This window comes from Burkholderia sp. BCC0397 (genome assembly GCF_902832865.1).
Lineage (GTDB): Bacteria > Pseudomonadota > Gammaproteobacteria > Burkholderiales > Burkholderiaceae > Burkholderia.
The window spans coordinates 182,511-202,531 of sequence record NZ_CADFDL010000003.1; the positions used below are offsets into that span (position 1 = coordinate 182,511).

General features: G+C 67.7%; 17 protein-coding genes. 7 read left to right on the forward strand and 10 right to left on the reverse strand.

The features are described from left to right. Positions 1 to 41 precede the first annotated feature (41 nt). Together HWX03_RS36895 and HWX03_RS10885 are read left to right on the forward strand one after the other, a co-directional pair. Complete coding sequence (locus HWX03_RS36895) at positions 42 to 653, forward strand: BrnT family toxin (RefSeq protein ID WP_244132626.1); 612 nt, start codon at positions 42 to 44, stop codon at positions 651 to 653. Next, positions 637 to 933 carry a BrnA antitoxin family protein gene (locus HWX03_RS10885; protein ID WP_174434370.1) on the forward strand — a complete coding sequence of 99 codons (297 nt, stop codon included), beginning with the start codon at positions 637 to 639 and terminating at the stop codon, positions 931 to 933. Before HWX03_RS36895 ends, HWX03_RS10885 begins: the two co-directional genes overlap by 17 nt. A gap of 3 nt (positions 934 to 936) precedes the next feature. Here HWX03_RS10885 and HWX03_RS10890 read toward each other — a convergent pair whose 3' ends face one another. The 5 genes from HWX03_RS10890 to hpnI form a co-directional block, all read right to left on the reverse strand. Then, positions 937 to 1,491, reverse strand: coding sequence for a hypothetical protein (locus HWX03_RS10890; protein ID WP_006488732.1), 555 nt, complete (start codon positions 1,489 to 1,491; stop codon positions 937 to 939). 88 nt (positions 1,492 to 1,579) lie between these two features. After that, positions 1,580 to 2,629 (reverse strand): lysylphosphatidylglycerol synthase domain-containing protein, encoded by a 1,050-nt coding sequence (locus tag HWX03_RS10895; RefSeq protein WP_175871256.1) that lies wholly within the window; start codon positions 2,627 to 2,629, stop codon positions 1,580 to 1,582. After that, positions 2,626 to 3,510, reverse strand: a complete 885-nt coding sequence (gene hpnK / locus HWX03_RS10900; protein ID WP_175871257.1) for a hopanoid biosynthesis-associated protein HpnK — start codon at positions 3,508 to 3,510, stop codon at positions 2,626 to 2,628. The genes HWX03_RS10895 and hpnK overlap by 4 nt, the downstream gene beginning before the upstream one ends. 3 nt (positions 3,511 to 3,513) lie before the next feature. After that, positions 3,514 to 4,956 (reverse strand): hopanoid biosynthesis associated radical SAM protein HpnJ, encoded by a 1,443-nt coding sequence (gene hpnJ, locus HWX03_RS10905; RefSeq protein WP_347879527.1) that lies wholly within the window; start codon positions 4,954 to 4,956, stop codon positions 3,514 to 3,516. Positions 4,957 to 5,090: 134 nt separating this feature from the next. Beyond that, positions 5,091 to 6,266, reverse strand: coding sequence for a bacteriohopanetetrol glucosamine biosynthesis glycosyltransferase HpnI (hpnI, locus tag HWX03_RS10910; RefSeq protein ID WP_175871259.1), 1,176 nt, complete (start codon positions 6,264 to 6,266; stop codon positions 5,091 to 5,093). Between the two features lie 637 nt (positions 6,267 to 6,903). Here hpnI and HWX03_RS10915 point away from each other — a divergent pair. Beyond that, entirely contained in the window at positions 6,904 to 7,902 is a 999-nt protein-coding gene (locus HWX03_RS10915; protein WP_174434375.1) for an LLM class flavin-dependent oxidoreductase, read from the forward strand. 36 nt (positions 7,903 to 7,938) lie between these two features. On the opposite strand, the gene HWX03_RS10920 is transcribed toward HWX03_RS10915, so the two are convergent. Further along, positions 7,939 to 9,000 (reverse strand): alpha/beta hydrolase, encoded by a 1,062-nt coding sequence (locus HWX03_RS10920; protein ID WP_175871260.1) that lies wholly within the window; start codon positions 8,998 to 9,000, stop codon positions 7,939 to 7,941. Between the two features lie 184 nt (positions 9,001 to 9,184). On the opposite strand from HWX03_RS10920, the gene pdxY reads away from it, so the two are divergent. From pdxY to HWX03_RS10935, 3 genes are all read left to right on the forward strand, one after another. Continuing rightward, positions 9,185 to 10,045 carry a pyridoxal kinase PdxY gene (gene pdxY, locus HWX03_RS10925; RefSeq protein WP_175871261.1) on the forward strand — a complete coding sequence of 287 codons (861 nt, stop codon included), beginning with the start codon at positions 9,185 to 9,187 and terminating at the stop codon, positions 10,043 to 10,045. Positions 10,046 to 10,455: 410 nt separating this feature from the next. Beyond that, complete coding sequence (locus HWX03_RS10930; protein WP_175871262.1) at positions 10,456 to 12,600, forward strand: phospholipase C, phosphocholine-specific; 2,145 nt, start codon at positions 10,456 to 10,458, stop codon at positions 12,598 to 12,600. A gap of 370 nt (positions 12,601 to 12,970) precedes the next feature. Continuing rightward, the gene (locus tag HWX03_RS10935; protein ID WP_175871263.1) at positions 12,971 to 14,119 is read left to right on the forward strand and encodes a branched-chain amino acid ABC transporter substrate-binding protein; all 1,149 of its coding nucleotides are present in this window, start codon (positions 12,971 to 12,973) and stop codon (positions 14,117 to 14,119) included. A gap of 136 nt (positions 14,120 to 14,255) precedes the next feature. Here the strand turns inward: HWX03_RS10935 and HWX03_RS10940 are convergent, their stop codons facing one another. Beyond that, positions 14,256 to 15,005, reverse strand: coding sequence for a FadR/GntR family transcriptional regulator (locus tag HWX03_RS10940; RefSeq protein ID WP_089467013.1), 750 nt, complete (start codon positions 15,003 to 15,005; stop codon positions 14,256 to 14,258). Positions 15,006 to 15,363: 358 nt separating this feature from the next. Between HWX03_RS10940 and gudD the strand changes: the two genes are divergently transcribed. Continuing rightward, on the forward strand, positions 15,364 to 16,716 hold the full coding sequence (gene gudD / locus HWX03_RS10945) for a glucarate dehydratase (RefSeq protein WP_175871264.1): 1,353 nt from the start codon (positions 15,364 to 15,366) through the stop codon (positions 16,714 to 16,716). Between the two features lie 214 nt (positions 16,717 to 16,930). On the opposite strand, the gene HWX03_RS10950 is transcribed toward gudD, so the two are convergent. The 3 genes from HWX03_RS10950 to HWX03_RS10960 all read right to left on the reverse strand — a co-directional run bounded on the left by HWX03_RS10950 (position 16,931) and on the right by HWX03_RS10960 (position 19,534). Next, positions 16,931 to 17,395, reverse strand: a complete 465-nt coding sequence (locus HWX03_RS10950) for a DUF2214 family protein (protein WP_175871265.1) — start codon at positions 17,393 to 17,395, stop codon at positions 16,931 to 16,933. A gap of 37 nt (positions 17,396 to 17,432) precedes the next feature. Further along, positions 17,433 to 18,233: a hypothetical protein gene (locus HWX03_RS10955; protein ID WP_175820239.1), complete on the reverse strand. Its 801-nt coding sequence runs from the start codon at positions 18,231 to 18,233 to the stop codon at positions 17,433 to 17,435. A 236-nt stretch (positions 18,234 to 18,469) separates the two neighbouring features. Then, on the reverse strand, positions 18,470 to 19,534 hold the full coding sequence (locus tag HWX03_RS10960) for a glycosyltransferase family 4 protein (RefSeq protein WP_006476459.1): 1,065 nt from the start codon (positions 19,532 to 19,534) through the stop codon (positions 18,470 to 18,472). Positions 19,535 to 20,021: the final 487 nt, after the last annotated feature.

Sequence of the window (20,021 nt, forward strand, 5' to 3'; positions counted from 1 at the left end):
TCCCACGCCGGGCTGACGCGGATAGTCGCAAGCAAAATTAATTGCCTCAAATCACCGTGCGCGCGATTGCTGCGCCGCAGCAATTCGCCCCACCATTTGTGCGCACGACTTACGCCGCTGTTTCAAAAGGGAAAAACCCGCTTCCTGACAGTCTGATGACACGCCGGGAAGCGGGTTTTTTGCAATTTTCCGGTCGCTTTTTCGATATAGCGCCGGACTGGCCATCGGGCCGAATGGGCATCTCCGGACCCACGCCACACAATCGCTCGCTCATGCCCGCGACGCGATGCGCGCCGATTCGACGTTACCCGCGGCGCCGCCCTATTTTTGCATCTACAAAAACTTCTTGTCACCTCATGTTTTCGCATCCACAATTAATCGAAATTCCGTTCGTCTTCGATGATGCCAAGGATCTGTCGAACCGACTGAAACATGGCATATCGCTGCGAATGGCCGAATTCGCCGAGTGGGAAGCAGCGTGCGCGTGGCCGGACGTCCGTCGCGATTACGGCGAGACGCGCTGGATCTGTCAGGTGCCGATCGGCGCGCGCCTTCACACGGCGATCGTCGCTCCGCGCGGCCGCACGCTGCGGGTCGTCAGCCTGCGAAAAGCCAACAACCGAGAGATGAATCGATATGAAGAAGGCGGTTAAATTCATACGCAACACGCCCGAGGAAGAAGCGGCGATCGCGCGCGGCATCGCCGCCGATCCGGACGCCCATGAACTCAGCGACGAAGAAATCGATGCGATGGAGCCATTCGTCGAAGTCGTCGCGAAGAAGTTCGGGCGCCCGAAGCTCGAGCACCCGAAGGAACAGGTCAGCATCCGCTACGACGCCGACATCCTCGCCGCGTTTCGGGCAGACGGCCCCGGCTGGCAGACGCGCATGAACGATGCGCTGCGCGACTGGCTGAAGAAGCACCGCGCGTGACCGTCACCGCCCTTTCAGGATGTCGGAGCGCGAAGTCGTATAGACGAGCCCGTCCGGGCCGAAATGGACGTTGAAGAACGCGTCGGTGTTGACGCCGTCCTCGAGCCAGCGCCAGCTCCAGACCGTCTCGGGCTTCAGCGGATATTGCGCGATGTCGCCGGGCTTGCCGAGCAGGCGCCGCACCTCGTCCTCGTCCATCCCCGGGCGCACTTTCGCGAAATTCTCGGCGGTCAGCACCTGCGTCGCGCCCGTGTAGCGCCCGTTCGCATCGAGATCGACGAACCAGGTCTGGTTGCCCATCGGGCCGCGCGGATATTCGAGACGCTTCGAGCCATCGGTGAACGTGCGCTCGGTCTCGGGCTTGCCCATCGTGCCGCGCACGTCGGCCTCGGTCGATTCGCCGACCTTCAGCCCCTTCAGCAGCAGCGGCGCGGGCTTGATCGCGTTGAAGAAGTCCCTGATACGTTGCACGTCGAGATGGCCTTGGTCGTCGCAACCGGTTAGCGCCAGCGCGGCGGCCAGCATCGTCACGGAAAGCAGCCGGAAACGGAAAATCATCGGAAGAATGGCGCGTGGAGAAAACACGCGGCAAGGATACCCGCGCGGCGCCAAAAGCGCGAGACGGGCCGCGCGGCCCGTCTCGTGTTCAATGCGTCGTTTCGGTTTCGGTCCGGGTTTCGGACGCCCGATTCGGCGACGCCGCCGTGCGCGGTCCGGCCAGCGGCACGCCCGGACGGCGGCGCGTGCGCATCAGCTCGGCAAGCTGCCACGAGCCGAGCGCGAGGCAGCCGAACAGCACCTCGCGGCCGCGCTTGACCACCGCGAGCGACAGCGCCGTCTCGCGGTCGACGCCGAACATCTGCGCGAGCAGCACGACGGTCGCCTCCTGCACGCCGAGCCCGCCCGGCACCATGAACGCCGCATGCCGCACCGCCTGCGTCATCGCCTCGATCGCGATCGCGCCGCCGATCGATACCGGATGGCCGAGCAGCGCGAGCGCCCAGTAGATCTCGAGCGCACCGAGCACGTAGCCGGCCAGTTGCCAGAAGAAGGCGCTGAACAGCAGGCCCGTGCGCGACATCAGCGAATCGATGTCGGCATCGAGCCGGCGGCCGTCGACGCCCTGCAGCAGCCGGTGCGAATCGCCGAGCAGGCGGCCCGCGAAACGCTCGATCGCATGGAAGATGCCGCCGCGCCGCATCAGCACCACGCCGAGCACCGGCAACGGCAGCGTCAGCAACAGCGCGAGGCCGATCGTGCCGCCGCCCATGTTGTCGGTCGTCGCAAGCAGCAGCACGAGGCCGAGCGCCGCGAACGCATACTGCACGACGATCGTCACGAGCACCTCGACGATCACCGACGCGGTCACACGGCTCGCGTCGGGCACCTGCCACCGCGCGAGCCGGATGCCGACGATCTCGCCGCCGATGCCGACCACGGGCAGCAGCCGGTTCACGGCCTCGCGCACGGTCGCGATCCACCACAGGAACGACAGCGAACTGCGCCGGTCGAGCAGCAGGTGCCACGCGTACGCATCGAGCAGCAGCGGCAGCGCGTGGAACGGCACGAGCCACAGCAGCGCGAAGCCGGCACGCTCGAGCATCTTCGATACGTCGCCGATGCCTTCGTGCAGCCCCAGCGCGAGCAGGATGCCGATGCCGAGCGGCCAGCCGAGCCACTTGATCCACTTGCTCATGACGGCCGCACTCCCGCTTCGCGCGACGTGCGCGTGCCGCGCCGTGCCGCAGGCCCGCCGAACACGTCGGCAAAGCCGCCGGTCGCGACGCCCGCCGCCTTCAGCGCGGCCGCGACGCGCGGCGACAGCAGCGCATCCAGTTCGTCGACCGGACGGTAGCCGGCCATCGTCGGCGTGATCGGACCGTCGCCGGCTTCGGCCGGATGACAGTAGATCTCGCCGACACCCGGCGGCAGCTTCGCGAGCGCGTCGAGCAGCACGGCCTCGTCCATCGCGCCCGTATGCTCGATGCCGACCACGTAGTCGTTGTGCGCGAGCCCGGCCCGGTCGAGCCGCGCGCGCACCAGCGCGATCCACGGCTTGAGCAGCGCGGGCGCGCTCGTTTCGTACGGCAGCCGCACCGCGCGCAGCCCGTAGTCGCGGCCGATCTCGACGATCATCGACAGCACGGTCGGATGCAGGTGGAAATGCTTGTGCGCGTTCACGTGGTCGAGCGGCAGGCCGCTCGCCGCGAACGCGTCGAACTGCGCACGGATCTCGCGGCGCAGTTGCGCACGAACGCGCGGCAGGAAGAAGAAGCGACAGCCGTCCTTCGCCATCGCGTCGCCGAAGCGCCCGTCTGGGCCGACGAGCGCGGGAATCTCATGCGCGGGCAGCGTGGCCGGCCCGTCCGCGAGCACCAGATGCAGGCCGACCGCGAGCGACGGCAGCCGCCGCGCGCGTTCGATCGCATCCTGCGCGGCGGGCGCACCGACCATCAGGCTGGCGGCGTTCAGCACGCCGTCGCGATGCGCACGCTCGACCGCCGCGTTGACGCGCGGGTGCAGCCCGAAGTCGTCCGCGGTGAAGATCAGCGCCCGCGCCGCCCGCTGCGTCGCCACGGATCAGGCCTCGTGCGCGCGCAGGAAACGAAAGAACTCGACGCCTTCGCGCAGACGGCGCTTCATCATGTCCCAGCTCGTCAGCATCTCGCGCACGATCTCCCAGATCTTCGACGGACGGAAGTAGAACTGGCGATAGAACTGCTCGAGATGGTGATAGATCTCGTCGCGCGACAGGTGCGCATAACCGATCGCCGCGAGCTGCACGCCTTCCTTGCTCACCAGGTTGATGGTCTTGTTCTCTTCCATCCAGCCGTTTTCGACCGCCTGCTTGTAGAGCGTCGTGCCCGGATACGGGGCGGCGAGCGAGACCTGGATCGTGTGCGGATTGATTTCCTTCGCGTACTCGATCGTCTTCTTGATGGTCTCCTGCGTCTCGCCCGGCAGGCCGAGGATGAAGGTGCCGTGGATCTTGATGCCGAGCTTCTTGCAGTCCGCGCTGAAGCGGCGCGCGAAATCGGTGCGCACGCCCTTCTTGATGTTCACGAGGATCTGATCGTCGCCCGATTCGAAGCCGACCAGCAGCAGGCGCAGGCCGTTTTCCTTCATCACCTTCAGCGACTTGTACGGCACGTTCGCCTTCGCGTTGCACGACCACGTCATGCCGAGCTTGCCCAGACCGATGGCGATGGCTTCGGCGCGCGGCAGGTCGTCGGTGAAGGTGTCGTCGTCGAACATCAGCTCCTTCACTTCCGGCATGTTGTCGCGGATCCACTTCGCTTCCGCGAGCACGTTCTCGACCGAACGCGTGCGGTAGCGATGGCCGCTGACCGTCTGCGGCCACAGGCAGAACGTGCAGCGCGACTTGCAGCCGCGGCCCGTGTAGATCGATACGTACGGATAGTTCAGGTAGCCGATGAAGTAGTTGTCGATCTTCAGGTCGCGCTTGTAAACGGGCGCGACGAACGGCAGTTCGTCCATGTTCTCGAGGATCGGACGCGCTTCGTTGTGCTCGATCGAGCCGTCCTTCGCGCGCCAGCTCAAGCCCTTGATCTCGGGGAACGGCTTGCCTTCGGCGATTTCCTTGCAGGTGTAGTCGAATTCCTCGCGACACACGAAGTCGATTGCGTCGCTCGCCGTGAGCGAGTTGTGCGGATCGACCATCACCTTCGCGCCCACCATGCCGACCAGCATCGTCGGCTTCATCTTCTTCAGATCCTGCGCGAACATCGCGTCGGTCGGGAACGACGGCGTGCTCGTGTGAATGATCACGAGATCGTAGTCGTTGGCGATCTTCAGCGTCTCCTCGACCGACAGGCCGTCGGCCGGCGCGTCGACGACGCGGCTGCCCGGCACGAGCGCGGCCGGCTGCGCGAGCCAGGTCGGATACCAGAAGGAACGGATTTCGCGCTTCGCCTGATAGCGCGAGCCGGCTCCGCCGTCGAAGCCGTCATACGAAGGGGCCTGCAAGAACAGCGTTTTCATGAATGCTCCGGTAGCCTGCATAGTTCGTTTCGTTACTACGATTCAGTCAATCAACCGCGGGCCGCCATGCCGGCGCCCGCCTCTCTGTCATGTCGCGCCGCGCGGCTTGCCCGTGCGACGCGTCTCGGCCCGCGGGCCGGGTTCGATCGACGGCCCTAGCGGCCGTCCGCTGCTTCCACGGCCGCCGTCGCGCGTTCGCCGCCGACGACCGCCATCCTCGCACCGCGCCACACGACGTGCGTGCCGAACGCGGCCGCGAGCCACTCGAGCGCGAGCAGCGTGTCGCGCACCGCGACGAGCGGCAGGTCGCGCCAGAACACGCGCCAGCCGTCCTCGCCGCGCGCATGCAGCACGAGCCGCCCGAATCCGCCGACCGCGGCCGCTCCGCCCGCCAGCGTGCCGGCGAAGGTGCCGTCGAGACGCAATGCAAGCGCCGCGCCGATCGCGAGCCACGGCACGGTAAACGTAATGAACAGGAACGCGAAGCCGGCCGGGTTCAGCGAACGGATCGTGCGCAGCCAGCGCGTCTCGCGGTGCCACAGCGGCCCGAACGACGGTTCGGTCACGTCGGTCGCGACCTCGACCTCCGACAGCACGGTGCGCCGCCCGAGGCGGCGCGGCAGCTCGGCCAGCCAGAAATCGTCGGCCAGCTCGTCCTTCAGCGCGACGAGACCGCCGATCCGGTCGAGCGTGTCGCGCGTGAGCGCGAGCGTCGCGCCGAAGCCGAAGCGGCTCGAGCGACCGAGGTGCGTGATCCGCACCGACGGCGCGAACCAGGCGTCGACGAACTGCGCGCCGATCCGCGTCCAGAAGCCGCCGACGCTGCGCGCATGATACAGGCACGTGACGACCCCGACCGACGCGTCGGCGAGCGGCGCCGTCACGCGCTCCAGGTAGTCGGGCTGCACCGCGATGTCGCTGTCCGCGATCACGATGCGGTCGTATTTCGCGCGCTCGGCGAGATTGATCAGGTTGCTGACCTTCAGGTTCTTGCCATGCACGCGCGCGTCGATCACGAGCGTGATGTCGCACTCCGGATGATCGGCGCGCAGCCGCTCGACGATGGCGATAGCCGGATCGGCAGACGATGCGACGCCGAACAGCACTTCATGGCGAGGATGGCGCTGCACGCAGAAGGTCGCGAGGTTTTCGTACAGGTGCGGCTCCGCGCCGCACAGCGGCTTGAGCACGCTGACCGGCTCGAAGCCGTCGCGCGCGGCCGTGCGCGGCGTGCGCGGCCGCGGCGCGAAGGCCGCGACGAGCGCATAGCCGGCCGCGGCCAGCGTGAACACAATCAGGAGCCAGTCGAGCAGCGTTGCGGTAGGTGTCATGCGCGACGCCTCCCGGCGACCTGCGCGCCATGGCAAACGCTTGAGCGTGATTGAGCGTGATGCGGGTTTCCGACAACGACGAACGCGGGCACGTCCCGACTCCTTGTTCCAGCAGCGTCTGTAATGGGGAGGCACGACCCGTTGTTCGGGTTCGGCCATGCCCGGCTTCGCGTGGCGCATCCTCGCGCAGCGCCCGGACGGCATGCGGGAAGACTCGAATGGCTCCATCGGCACAACAGGGGCAGGCGCCGGATTTTAGCAGTCCGCGCCCCCCCGCGCGTGGCGCTACGAGAAACGGACTAGTGCAATTCCGGCAAAGCTGAGCGGTCGACGAACCTGATCGGCCAGGCCACGTTCACATTAGCGTAAGCACTTTGCAGGCGTATTGCAGTCTTGAAAATCAGACGTTTCGTGCAAATTTGTATGTCGATGCGGTTTCATTTCCAATCGCCGTAAAGTTTGGTAATTAATCAGCGATTAGATTGATTTTTGCAACGATCGTCGCAAGCAACCCTGCACCCCTGTAAGGCGCATGGGTATCCGCGCGCCGCCAGCACGTTCCGGAACCCTTTGGCAAAATCCTTGACGTTTGTTGCGTCAGCGCATCACCACGCCACCCCGTTTCGAAGGTCTTCCGATGACACCGTTTTCCGTACTCGATCTCGCCCCCATCCCGGCCGGCGCCGACGCCTCGCAGGCGTTCCGCAACACCGTCGATCTCGCGCAGCACGCGGAGCGCTGGGGCTACCGGCGCTACTGGCTGGCCGAGCATCACAACATGCCGGGAATCGCGAGTGCGGCCACCGCCGTCGTGATCGGCCACGTAGCGGGCGCCACGCAGACGATCCGGGTCGGCTCGGGCGGCATCATGCTGCCGAACCATGCGCCGCTCGTGATCGCCGAACAGTTCGGCACGCTCGCGTCGCTGTATCCAGGGCGAATCGATCTCGGCCTCGGCCGCGCGCCCGGCACCGACCAGACCACGTCGCGCGCGCTGCGCCGCGACCTGATCGGCAGCGCGGATTCGTTTCCGGACGACGTCGCGGAGCTGCAGCGCTACTTCGCGGAGCCGGTACCCGGCCAGCGCGTGCGGGCGGTGCCCGGCGCGGGGCTCGACGTTCCGGTGTGGCTGCTCGGTTCGAGCCTGTTCAGCGCGCAGCTCGCGGCGATGCTCGGGCTGCCGTTCGCGTTCGCGTCGCACTTCGCGCCGGATTATTTGATGCGGGCGCTCGAGATCTATCGCGCGCAGTACCGACCGTCGGCCGCATGGCCGAAGCCGCATGCGATGGTCGGCGTCAACGTGTTCGCGGCCGAGACCGACGACGAGGCGCGGCGCCTGTTCACGTCGCTGCAGCAGCAGTTCATCAACCTGCGGCGCGGCACGCCGGGCAAGCTGCCGCCGCCCGTCGACGTGCTCGAGGCGAACGAACTCGAACTCGCGACCGTCGCGCATTCGCTGTCGTTCGCGGCGGTCGGCTCGCGCGACACGGTGCGCGACAAGCTGCGCGAGCGCATCGCGCAGACGGGCGCCGACGAGCTGATCGTCACCGCGCAGATCTACGATCATGCCGCGCGGCTGCGCTCGTTCGAGCTGACCGCGCAGATCCGCGACGAACTCGCGAACGAGGCAAGCTGACGGCACGGCCGCGCGCCGCCGGCCGCCGGCCCCGCATCACTGCGGGCGCACGGCCGCCAGCCCGTCGAGCAGCGCCTTGTGGAACGCGTCCGGGTCCTGGATCTGCGGCGCGTGTCCGAGCGCCGGGAATTCGACGAGCTGCGCGCCGGGAATCGCGGCCTGCGTGCGCTTCGCGAGCTCCGGATAGCGGCCGAGCTTCGCGTGCACGTCGGGCGGCGCGACGTCCTTGCCGATCGCGGTCGTATCCTTGTCGCCGATCATCAGCAGCGTCGGCACGCGGATCGCGCCGAATTCGTAGACCACCGGCTGCGTGAAGATCATGTCGTAGATCAGCGCGGAGTTCCACGCGACCGCGTCGCGGCCGGCGCCGCGATACATCCCGGCGAGCATCTGCACCCAGCGCTCGTACGACGGCGACCACTTGCCCGCGTAGTACGTGGCCTGCTCGTAGCGGCGGATGCCGTCGGCCGTGGTCTTCTGTTCGCGCGCATACCAGTAGTCGACCGACAGCGGCGGCACGCCGAGAGCCTTCCAGTCCTCGAGGCCGATCGGGTTCACGAGCACGAGCTGGTCGGTCGCCTTCGGATACATCAGCGCGTAGCGGATCGCGAGCATCCCGCCCGTCGAGTGGCCCATGATCGTCGCCGACTTCACGCCGACCGATTCGAGCAGTGCATGCGTGTTGCGCGCGAGTTGCTGGAAGCTGTACTGGTAGCGCTCGGGCTTCGACGACTTGCAGAAGCCGATCTGGTCCGGCGCGATCACGCGATAGCCGGCGCGGCTCAGCACGCCGATCGTGTCCTCCCAGGTCGCCGCGCAGAAGTTCTTGCCGTGCAGCAGCACGACGGTGCGGCCATTCGGGTGCGCGGGCTGCACGTCGAGGTACGCCATCTCGAGGGTTTCGCGCTGCGACACGAACGCGTATTCGTGCACGGGCGCCGGATACGCGAACCCTTCGAGGCGCGGGCCGTACGCGGGCCCGTCGTTGGCCGCGGGCGTCGCGGCGACGGCCGCAACGGGCATCGCGCACGCGGCGGCGGCGCTCGCGCCGAGCACGGCGGCACGCGCGACGGACAGGATCTTGCAAATCGAAAGCATGGCGATCACGGTGATTGGGGACGCGCGCGGGCAGCCGGGCTGCAGTGGAGCTGTCTCACGCCCCGCGATTCTACGCGGTCGCGTGACGACGGCGCGCAACACTCCGGGGCCGCGCGACTTCCGCGCGTATGACGAACTCGGGTATCGTGTGACGTGACCCTGAAACGCGTGCAGGCGGATTCCCATGAAAAACGTCCTCAGCATTCAGTCGCACGTCATCTACGGCCATGCCGGCAACAGTGCGGCCGTATTCCCGATGCAGCGTCTCGGCATCAACGTCTGGCCGCTCAACACCGTCCAGTTGTCGAATCACATGCAGTACGGCCACTGGGCCGGCAGCGCGATCGATGCCGCGAAGATGGAACAGCTCGTCGACGGCGTCGCCGCCATCGGCGCGCTCAAGCGTTGCGACGCGGTGCTGTCCGGCTTCCTCGGCTCGCCGCCGCAGGCGCGCGCGGCGGTCGAGATCGTGCGCACGGTGAAGGCGATGAATCCGAACGCGTGGTACTTCTGCGATCCGGCGATGGGCCAGACGGGCGGCGTCCGGCCCGAGCCCGGCGTGGAGGAATTCATCGTCCAGGAGATGCCCGCGCTCGCGGACGGCATGTCGCCGAACCATACCGAACTGCAGAAGCTCGCCGGGCGGCGCATCGAGACCGTCGCCGAAGCCGTCGACGCGTGCCGCGCGCTGATCCGCCGCGGCCCGAAGATCATCCTCGTCAAGCACCTGCACGACCGCAACAGCCCGGCCGACCGCTTCAACATGCTCGCCGTCACCGAAACCGAAGCGTGGATCGGCCAGCGGCCGCTGTATGCGTTTCCGCGCCATCCGGTCGGCGTCGGCGACCTGACCAGCGCGATCTTCGTCGCGTGCCGGCTGCGCGGCGACTCGGTGCGCGCCGCGTTCGAGCACACGCTCGCGGCCGTGCACGCGGTCGTGAAGGCCACCTACGACGCGCGCCGCTACGAGCTCGAGCTCGTCGCCGCGCAGGACGAGATCGCGCGGCCGAGCGAATGGTTCGGCGCGTGGGTGACCGACGCCTGACGCGTGCGCCTCGCCATTCTCGCCACTGCTGCCCCTCTGGCGCCCCTCTGCTGCCCTCTGCTGCCTCGCTGCTCCCGCTGCTCCCGCTGCTCCCGTTGCTCCCGTTGCTCCCGTTGCTCCCGTTGCTCCCGTTGCTCCCGTTGCTCCCGTTGCTCCCGTTGCTCCCGCTGCTCCCGCTCCTCCCGTTGCTCCCGTTGCCTCCCGCCGTTCTCCGGTCCTCCGGCGTGCCACGCATCGCCGGCCGCCATCCGCTCCACGCGTGCAAACGTTTCCGGACTTCACATGAATGACACCGATTCCTCGCTATGCTCGCGGCGGCACGAACCGGCGCAGCCGCATCCTGCGACCCGGCGCGCGCCGTTCCCGCAGGTCCCGCCAATCGGCTCCCCCTTTATCGCACGATAACGACCATGACCCGATCGAACCGTCGTGACTTCCTGCGCGTCGCCGCCGGCACTGCCGGCGCCGCCGCGCTGAACCTGTTCCCGCCCGTGATCCGCGATGCGCTCGCGATTCCCGCGAATCGCCGCACCGGCACGATCCGCGATATCGAACACATCGTGATCCTGATGCAGGAGAATCGCTCGTTCGACCACTACTTCGGCACGATGCGCGGTGTCCGCGGCTTCGGTGACCCGCGCCCGCTGCGCCTCGCGAACGGCAAGTCGGTGTTTCACCAGCCGGTCGGCCCGGCCGAACTGCTGCCGTTCCACCCGGGCGCCGACAAGCTCGGCCTGCAGTTCCTGCAGGATCTGCCGCACGGCTGGCAGGACATGCACGCCGCCTGGAACAAGGGCCGCTACGACCAGTGGGTGCCGAACAAGGGCACCACGACGATGGCGTACCTGAAGCGCGACGACATCCCGTTCCACTACCAGCTCGCCGACGCGTTCACGATCTGCGACGCGTACCACTGCGCGATCCCGAGCTCGACCGACCCGAACCGCTACTACATGTGGACGGGCTACGTCGGCAACGACGGCACGGGCGGCGGCCCGGTGCTCGGCAACGAGGAAAAAGGCTACGGCTGGACGACCTATCCGGAAGTGCTCGAACAGGCCGGCGTGTCGTGGAAGATCTACCAGGACGTCGGCACGGGGCTCGACGCGAACGGCTCGTGGGGCTGGACGCAAAACCCGTACATCGGCAACTACGGCGACAACTCGCTGCTCTACTTCAATCAGTACCGCACCGCGCTGCCCGGCACGCCGCTGTACGACAAGGCGCGCACCGGCACCAACATCAGCGCCGGCGGCACGCTGTTCGACGTGCTGCAGCAGGACGTGAAGAACGGCACGCTGCCGCAGGTGTCGTGGATCTGCGCGCCGGAAGCGTATTCCGAGCACCCGAACTGGCCCGCCAACTACGGCGCGTGGTACATCGAGCAGGTGCTGAAGGCGCTCGTGTCGAATCCCGACGTGTGGAGCAAGACCGCGCTCTTCATCACGTACGACGAAAACGACGGCTTCTTCGACCACGTGCCGCCGCCGTTCGCGCCGCAGTCGCGCGACAACGGGCTGTCGACGGTCGCGACGACCAACGAGGCATTCGCCGGCGACGCATCGCACATGGCCGGCCCGTACGGCCTGGGGCCGCGCGTGCCGATGCTCGTCGTGTCGCCGTGGACCAAGGGCGGCTGGGTCTGCTCGCAGACCTTCGATCACACGTCGCTGCTGCAATTCATCGAGGCGCGGTTCGGCGCGCAGTATCCGGTCACGGCCGCCAACGTGTCGCCGTGGCGTCGCACGGTGTGCGGCGACCTGACGTCGGCGTTCGAGTTCGCGACCGCGGACGCCGCATGGCCGACGCTGCCCGACACGAGCGGCTACGCGCCGCCCGACCGCGTGCGCCATCCCGACTACATCCCGGTGCCGCCGGTGCTGCAGAAGCTGCCGAAACAGGAAGCCGGGCTGCGGCCGGCGCGCGCGCTGCCGTACGAGCTGTTCGTGCACGGCCGCGTCGAAGCCGCGAACGGCCAGTTCCGGCTGACCTTCGCGAACACCGGCCGGGCAGGCGCAGCGTTCCAGGTCCAGTCGCGCAACCGCGTCGACGGCCCGTGGGCGTACACGGTCGAAGCCGGCAAACGCGTCGCCGATACGTGGAGCGCCGCCGCGTCGCTCGGCCTGTACGACCTCGACGTGTACGGCCCGAACGGCTTCTACTGCCATTTCCGCGGCCCGTTCGCGACCGGCGTCGGCAGCGCGAACGTGAACCCCGAGGTGATCTACGGCTACGACGTCGCGAACGGCAACATCACGCTGCGCCTGATGAACCGCGGCCACAAGGCCGTGCGGCTCAAGGTCACGAACGCGTACGGCCACGGTCACGCGCGCACGTTCGACCTCGCGCCGGGCGCGCACGTCGACGATTACTGGGACCTGCGCGGCAGCCACGGCTGGTACGACCTGACCGTCAGCGACGGCCGGCTGCTCGGCTTCCTGCGCCGCTTCGCGGGCCACGTCGAAACGGGCCGCCCGAGCACCAGCGACCCGCTGATCCGCACGACCGCGTCGCACGACGACGCCGAAGCCGCATCGGACGCCCTGTCCGACTGACGTCGGCCCACGCGCGGCGCGGCCCCGGCGGGCTGCGCCGCTGCCTTGCCCCGCTCCGTCCCCCTTCCTCCCCGCCCGTTCCGTTCGCGACGGGAAATTCCCGATACCGGCCGCCCGCGCACGCGCGGAAGCTATGCGCAAATCCGCATCGAATGCGCGGCAAATTTCCAAGACCCGCGCATATCGGCGACCTATATATCGAAGCAATCGGGGCTCTTCGCGGAGCCTGACGGGAGATGTTTCCGAGGATCACGATGCCGACCTCCCCGCCCGATTCCGAGAAGCGGTCGAACCGCCCGACCGTCGCACGCGCCCGGCCCGCCCGAACGCGTGCGGTACCCACTCGCAGGTGTCGAACAAGAGGAACAACATGAAATTCCGTCATTCCCTGCTGTCCGTGTCGATTGCATCCGCGCTTGCCCTCCTCTCGCAACAGGCCGCCCAGGCCGCCGACGCAACCGACGTGAAGGTCGGCTTCGCCGCGCCGCTCACGGGCGTGAACGCCGGCTACGGCAAGGATCTGCAAAACGGCGTACAGCTCGCGCTCGACGATGCGGCCGCGCAGAAGGTGCAGATCGCCGACAAGCCTGCCCACTTCAATCTCGTCGTGCAGGACGACCAGGCCGACCCGCGCATCGGCGTGCAGGCCGCGCAGGCGCTGGTCGATCAGAACGTGTCGGTGGTGGTCGGTCACTTCAACTCGGGGACGACGATCCCGGCGTCGGTGGTCTACGACAAGGCCGGCATTCCGGTGATCGACCCGGCCGCGACCAACCCGACGCTCACGTCGCGCGGGCTCGCGAACATGTTCATGGTGATCGCGACCGACGGCCAGAACGCCGGCAACGCGGGCAAGTACGCGGTCGACGTGACGAAGGCGAAGCGCATCGCGATCATCGACGACCGCACCGCGTTCGGCCAGGGCGAGGCCGACGAATTCGAGAAGGCCGTGAAAGCCGCCGGCGGCAACCTCATCGGGCGCGAGTTCACCAGCAACCAGGCAGTCGATTTCCGCGCGCAGATCACGAGCCTGAAGGGCAAGAACCCCGACCTGATCTTCTTCGGCGGCCTCGATTCGCTCGCCGCGAACTTCATCAAGCAGATGCGCCAGCTTGGGCTGAACGCGCAGTTCGTCGGCGGCGGCGGCGTGAAGGACAACGAGTTCATCAAGATCGCGGGCCCGGCCGCCGAAGGCGCGATGGCGTGGGAATACGGCCAGCCGCTCGACGAGCTGCCGAAGGGGAAGGATTTCGAGGCGCGCTTCAAGAAGCGCTTCGGCGTCGACGTGCTGTCGTATGCGCAGTTCGGCTATGACGCGGCGTGGGCGGCGATCAAGGCGATGCAGGCGGCCGGCTCGACCGACCCGAAGGTCTATCGCCCGGCGCTCAAGAAGATCGACTTCGAAGGCGTGACCGGCCGCATCTCGTTCGCGAACGACGGCTCGCTGAAGAGCGGGATGTCGACGCTGTACCAGGTGAAGAACGGCGCGTGGAAGACGATCGTGACGAAGGGAGGCTGATCGGCGATGCGGACGGCCGGCGGCGGAAACGCCGTCTGGCCGCGGAGATCGAGGCGGTCACACCGCTCTCGTATGACGACTGATGTTGAGGCGATTCGACCGGGCCCGCCGCCACGCGGGCTCCGCGACGCAACGGTCAGCCGGCCTCGGCCTCGGCTGCCTCGTGCGCGCGGCGCAGCCGCTCGCGGCTGTTCGTGAGGTGCGTGCGCATCGCGGCGCGGGCGGCTTCCGGGTCGTGGCGCGCGATCGCCTCGTAAATGTCCTCGTGCTCATGGTTCAGCCGGCCAACGTAGCGCTCGAGGTCGTCGCCGGCAAAGCGCGCCGAATTCACGCGCGTGCGCGGGATGATCGACGTGCCGAGCTGCGTCATGATGTCGACGAAATAGCGGTTGCCGGTGGATTGCGCGATCTGCAGGTGGAACTGGAAGTCGAGCTGCGCGGTGTCGCGGCCGCCGCCCGCGCCCGTCGCGATCGCGTCGAGCGCGCGCCGCAGCGCGGCGAGGTCGGTATCGTTCGCGCGCTGCGCGGCGAGGCTCGCGCACTCGCTCTCGAGACTGATGCGCAGCTCCAGCACCGCGAGCACGTCGCGCAGCGTCGTGATCGTCGCGGGATCGATGCCGAGCGTCTGGCGGCGCGACGGCTCCAGCACGAAGCTGCCGATGCCGTGGCGCGTCTCGACGAGGCCGCTCGCCTGCATCCGCGAGATCGCCTCGCGCACGACCGTGCGGCTCACGCCCTGCGCCGCCATGACTTCGGTTTCGGTCGGCAGCTTGTCACCGGGACGCAGCGTGCCGTTTTCGATCTGCGCGGTCAGCGCGTCGACGACATCTTGTGCGAGGCTGCGTGCGCGACGGCGCGGCGCTGCGGGAAGCGTAGGCACGGACATGTGGCCGGTTCCTTTTTGAATGATCGTAATGTGAGCCGAGGGTTTACGCGGGGTTTGAGCGAAAGCCGATGATTCATTATACTGCGTCACAAGTCATCCGACGACTGATGATCGGTGCACGGATCTCCTGTCGACTCGGGTCGGCTGTTCAGCACCGCCCGGTCCCGTGCGTGACGATCGACCCGCGTTCGCGTTCTGCGCTCCGCTGGCCCGGTTGTCGCTTCCACCCCGTTTCGGGTTGCGTCGACCTGCGGGGCTTGCGCGCCGCGCACGTCGGTTGTCGAATGATCGCACCTCCCGCCGCGCGCGGCAAAGCTTTTGCCGCACGGCATCGCCCACTCTTTCGCCATCGCCGCCCATGAACGCCGTCACTGCCTCGCCCTCCCACGACACGCCGCGCATCGTCGACCTGCAAGCGATTCCGGTCGCCGGCCACGACAGCATGCTGCTCAACCTGAGCGGCGCGCACGGCCCGTTCTTCACCCGCAACCTCGTGATCCTGAAGGACAGCGCGGGCCGCACGGGCGTCGGCGAAGTGCCCGGCGGCGAAAGCATCCGCCGCACGCTCGACGATGCGCGCGCGCTCGTCGTCGGCCAGCCGGTCGGCAACTATCATGCGGTGCTCAACGACGTGCGGCGCACCTTTGCCGACCGCGACGCGAGCGGCCGCGGGCTGCAGACCTTCGACCTGCGCACGACGATCCACGCGGTCACCGCGCTCGAAGCCGCGCTGCTCGACCTGCTCGGCCAGCATCTCGGCGTGCCGGTCGCCGCGCTGCTCGGCGAAGGCCAGCAGCGCGAGCGCGTCGAAATGCTCGGCTACCTGTTCTACATCGGCGACCGCACGAAGACCGCGCTCCCCTATCGCGACGGCCGCGGCGCGACCGACGACTGGACGCGCGTGCGCGACGAAGCCGCGCTGACGCCCGAAGCCGTCGTGCGGCTCGCCGAAGCCGCGCATGCGCGCTACGGCTTCAACGACTTCAAGCTGAAGGGCGGCGTATTCGCGGGGGCAAGCGAGATCGAAGCCGTGACGGCGCTCGCCGAGCGCTTCCCCGACGCGCGCGTGACGCTCGATCCGAACGGCGCATGGTCGCTCGACGAGGCCGTGCGGCTGTGCCGCGACCAGCATCACGTGCTCGCGTATGCGGAAGATCCGTGCGGCGCGGAGAACGGTTATTCCGGCCGCGAGGTGATGGCCGAATTCCGCCGCGCGACGGGGCTGCCGACGGCGACCAACATGATCGCGACCGACTGGCGGCAGATGGGCCATGCGGTGCAGTTGCACGCCGTCGACATCCCGCTCGCCGATCCGCACTTCTGGACGATGCAGGGATCGGTGCGGGTCGCGCAGATGTGCCGCGACTGGGGCCTCACGTGGGGTTCGCATTCGAACAACCACTTCGACGTGTCGCTCGCGATGTTCACGCACGTCGCAGCCGCGGCGCCGGGCCAGGTCACCGCGATCGATACGCACTGGATCTGGCAGGACGGCGAACGGCTGACGCGCGAGCCGCTGAAGATCGAGAACGGGCTGGTGGAAGTGCCGAAGCGGCCGGGGCTCGGCATCGACATCGACATGGATGCGGTCGCGCTCGCGCACGAACTGTACAAGCAGCACGGCCTCGGCGCCCGCGACGACGCGGCGGCAATGCAGTATCTGATCCCGGGCTGGACGTTCAACAACAAGCGCCCCTGCCTCGTGCGCTGAGCACCGGGCGAGCCGGGCGGCGAAACCGCCCGGTCGGACGGGAATCGGCAGGCATGATGCCGTGCGCGGCCGGTCCGGCTGGCGCCGGGCTCGAAAGCGCCTTGTGAGTGGAGCGGGATCCGGATGGTTGTCGCCATGCGGGAGCTGCGTGGCCGCACCTAGCCGGGCGCCGCTAACCGGCCACCCCTAGCCGGGCGCCCCTAGCCGGGCGTCCCTAACCGGGCGTCCCTATCCCCCGCGCCATCCCCGACGCGGCGAACACGATGACGATCACCAGCACCGCCTGCCAGTGGCCGATCCGCACATAAGTGCGCGCACGACCGATATCGGGCATCTGCTGCCGCCGCGCGGCGGCGCGCCAGCGGATCAGCCCCAGCATCGGCACGATCTCGAGCAGCAGGATCAGCACGAGCGCGGTCATCTTCAGGTGAAAGAGCGGTTCGTGCAGGTAGTACGCGGTCCCTTTCTCGAACCCGCCGAATGCACGCGCGAGCCCCGTCGCGATCAGCACAAGCGCCGACAGCCCCCAGACCGCATCCGCCTTGAACACGCCGGGCAAATCGGCCGCCTGCGCCGACGCGATGAGCCGGCGCAACGCGCGGTTACGCCCCGCGATCGCGGCAAACGCGACGCCGAACGCACTCAGGTGAATGGCAGCCAGCAACCAACGGGCGATCATCGCGCCTCCTTGTCGCCCGCAACCGGTGCGGGCCGTATCAGACGATCTGCTTGAGCGCCGCGTCGAGCGCGAGCACCGCGACGCGGTCGCCTTCGGTCGCGAGCGGCGTGCGCATCACGATCTGCCGGTTGTGGCCGACAGCCGCCGGAGAATCCCACAGCAGTTCCGCCTTCGGTCGATTGAACAGGCTGCCGCGGCGCGGCGGCACGACCGCCGGCTGCGCGCCCTGCTCGCCCGCGGCGAGCGCCGCGCGGCCGGGCCAGCGCACCGACAGTTCGCGCGCGTCGTACTGGCCGACCTTGCGGCTTTCCATCCAGACGATCGCGGTGCGCGTCAGCACGTCGAGCGAAATCGCATACCGGCCGACCGCGAAGCGGCGCGCGGCCACGTTGGTCCGCCACAGCGGCCGCGGCCGGCAGATCCACACGATCGCCGCGTACAGCGCCGGCGCGGCGACGAGCCAGCCGTTGGTCGCCGTCACCGCATGCAGCGCACGGCGCCAGCCGGCCGCCCACGTGAACGCGCCGATCGACCACACGGCGAACAGGAAACCGATCAGCGCGAACACGCGCAGCGCCTGGCGCAGCCACTGCGGCAGCGGATGGAACGGCCGCTCGGCCCGTGCGGCGGCGCCCGGCAGCGCGAGCAGCAGGAAGATCAGGATCAGGTAGATGAATGCCCACGGCGACGACACCATCGCCGACAGCGACGAGCGATAGCCCATCTGGGACATCGAGAACAGCCAGCGCGCGAGCAGCACGAGACCGATCGCGCGCAACGCGAAGATCACGCCGGCGCCGGGGGCCGGCGCTGCGCGCGTGGTTTTCGTTCTCGCCAAGACTGCTCTCCTCTGGATATTCGTACCGGGCCGGATTTCACGGCACGGCCATTATAGGGACATTACCGTCTGGACAGATGGCCGGATGGCGTGCCGGGCCGCTTCGGGGGCCGTTCGCAGCGCCGGGCGCGGCGAGAATACAACAGATCCGCGCCGCAGATGTGACAACGCCCCGCCGGAAAACCCGGACGGGGCGTCGTGACGGTCGCGCGCCGCCACGCGGCGGCGGCCCGCAATCAGCTTGCGTTGACTTCGCGGAGCACCGTGCGGCGCTTCTGGCGCAGCAGTTCCTCGTAGCCCTTCACGTAGTTCTGCGCCATCACCTTCGACGAGAAACGGGCTTCGAACGCGGCGCGAACCTTCTCGCGCGGCAGCGTATCGAGACGCTTGAGCGCGGCGACGGCCGACAGTTCGTCTTCGACGACGAAACCCGACACGCCGTTGTCGATCACTTCCGGCACCGAGCCGCGCTTGAACGCGATCACCGGCGTGCCGCAGGCCATCGCCTCGATCATCACCAGGCCGAAGGGCTCCGGCCAGTCGATCGGGAACAGCAGCGCATGCGCGTTGCCGAGGAATTCGGTCTTTTCCGACTCGCTGATTTCGCCGATGTACTCGACGTGCGGCAGCGCGAACAGCGGCTTGATCTTCTCTTCGTAGTACGCGCGGTCGGCCTTGTCGAGCTTCGCGGCGATCTTGATCGGCAGGCCGGCCTGCTCGGCGATGCGGATCGCCGTGTCGACGCGCTTCTCCGGCGAGATACGGCCGAGGAACGCGAGGTAGCTCGGCTTCACGTTCGGGATCGGCGTCAGCAGGTTTTCCGGCAGGCCGTGGTAGACGGTCGACAGCCAGTTCGCCTGCGGCAGCGGGATGCGCTGGTTGTCGGAGATCGACACGACCGGCACGTCGCTGAATGCATTGAAGATCGGCTGCAGTTCCGGCAGGTCGAGACGGCCGTGCATCGTCGTCAGATGCGGAACCGGCTGGCGCGAGAACAGCGAGAACGGGTAGTAGTCGATGTGGCAGTGCAGGACATCGAACTCTTCCGCGCGGCGGCGCACCTGCTCGAGGAGCAGCATGTGCGGGGCCATCACGTCGCGGATGGTCGGGTCGAGGCGCAGCGCCTGCGGCCAGCACGCTTCGAGCTTCGCGGAGGTTTGCGAATCGCCGCTCGCGAAGAGCGTGACGTCATGCCCCATCTCGACGAGTGCTTCGGTGAGGTAGGACACCACTCGCTCGGTACCACCGTACAGTTTCGGGGGTACCGCTTCATGCAACGGAGCGATTTGGGCGATTCGCATGCGTAACTCCTAAAAAATCGGCAAAAAACCAGGTATGGGTCGGCAACCTGCCGGTGGTCCGGGCTGGATGCATGTCGTCCGAACATCGGACGAATCAGCCTGCCGGGGGCGTCGAACCCGCGCTGCTCAAGGAGCGTCGGCGACGCGACAGGCATAGAACGTTTGAAACGAAGACCCGTTGACAGGGGTTCGTAAAAAACCTGGAATCGAACCCGGAGCCGATTATCTAGGGTTAATCCCGATACGGCGCGCGACATTTCAAACACTTTACTTTGTTACAAAGGCGCAACACTTTGCAACCCGCGGACTCGGGCGTCCGTTCTAGAGTGGAAGGCCGTTTTGGCGATCCTTGTTAACCCGCAGCTGCCGGCAGCGTGATTCCGGCACACGAGCAGGACGGGATGCCGGATTTTATCTCAAAATCGAACGCGAGCCCCTGGCCAAGGCAAGATTCGCGCAGCGCCACGCGCAGCCTTGTTTACAATGC

Excerpts from the sequence above, each read along its gene's own strand:
- pdxY (WP_175871261.1), top strand. The coding sequence starts at position 9,185 with ATGAAAAACGTCCTCAGCATTCAGTCGCACGTCATCTACGGCCATGCC.
- HWX03_RS10930 (WP_175871262.1), top strand. The coding sequence starts at position 10,456 with ATGACCCGATCGAACCGTCGTGACTTCCTGCGCGTCGCCGCCGGCACT.
- HWX03_RS10885 (WP_174434370.1), top strand. The coding sequence starts at position 637 with ATGAAGAAGGCGGTTAAATTCATACGCAACACGCCCGAGGAAGAAGCG.
- HWX03_RS10935 (WP_175871263.1), top strand. The coding sequence starts at position 12,971 with ATGAAATTCCGTCATTCCCTGCTGTCCGTGTCGATTGCATCCGCGCTT.
- HWX03_RS10915 (WP_174434375.1), top strand. The coding sequence starts at position 6,904 with ATGACACCGTTTTCCGTACTCGATCTCGCCCCCATCCCGGCCGGCGCC.
- HWX03_RS10940 (WP_089467013.1), bottom strand. The coding sequence starts at position 15,005 with ATGTCCGTGCCTACGCTTCCCGCAGCGCCGCGCCGTCGCGCACGCAGC.
- HWX03_RS10890 (WP_006488732.1), bottom strand. The coding sequence starts at position 1,491 with ATGATTTTCCGTTTCCGGCTGCTTTCCGTGACGATGCTGGCCGCCGCG.
- gudD (WP_175871264.1), top strand. The coding sequence starts at position 15,364 with ATGAACGCCGTCACTGCCTCGCCCTCCCACGACACGCCGCGCATCGTC.
- hpnI (WP_175871259.1), bottom strand. The coding sequence starts at position 6,266 with ATGACACCTACCGCAACGCTGCTCGACTGGCTCCTGATTGTGTTCACG.
- HWX03_RS10950 (WP_175871265.1), bottom strand. The coding sequence starts at position 17,395 with ATGATCGCCCGTTGGTTGCTGGCTGCCATTCACCTGAGTGCGTTCGGC.
- HWX03_RS10895 (WP_175871256.1), bottom strand. The coding sequence starts at position 2,629 with ATGAGCAAGTGGATCAAGTGGCTCGGCTGGCCGCTCGGCATCGGCATC.
- HWX03_RS10960 (WP_006476459.1), bottom strand. The coding sequence starts at position 19,534 with ATGCGAATCGCCCAAATCGCTCCGTTGCATGAAGCGGTACCCCCGAAA.
- hpnJ (WP_347879527.1), bottom strand. The coding sequence starts at position 4,956 with ATGCAGGCTACCGGAGCATTCATGAAAACGCTGTTCTTGCAGGCCCCT.
- HWX03_RS10920 (WP_175871260.1), bottom strand. The coding sequence starts at position 9,000 with ATGCTTTCGATTTGCAAGATCCTGTCCGTCGCGCGTGCCGCCGTGCTC.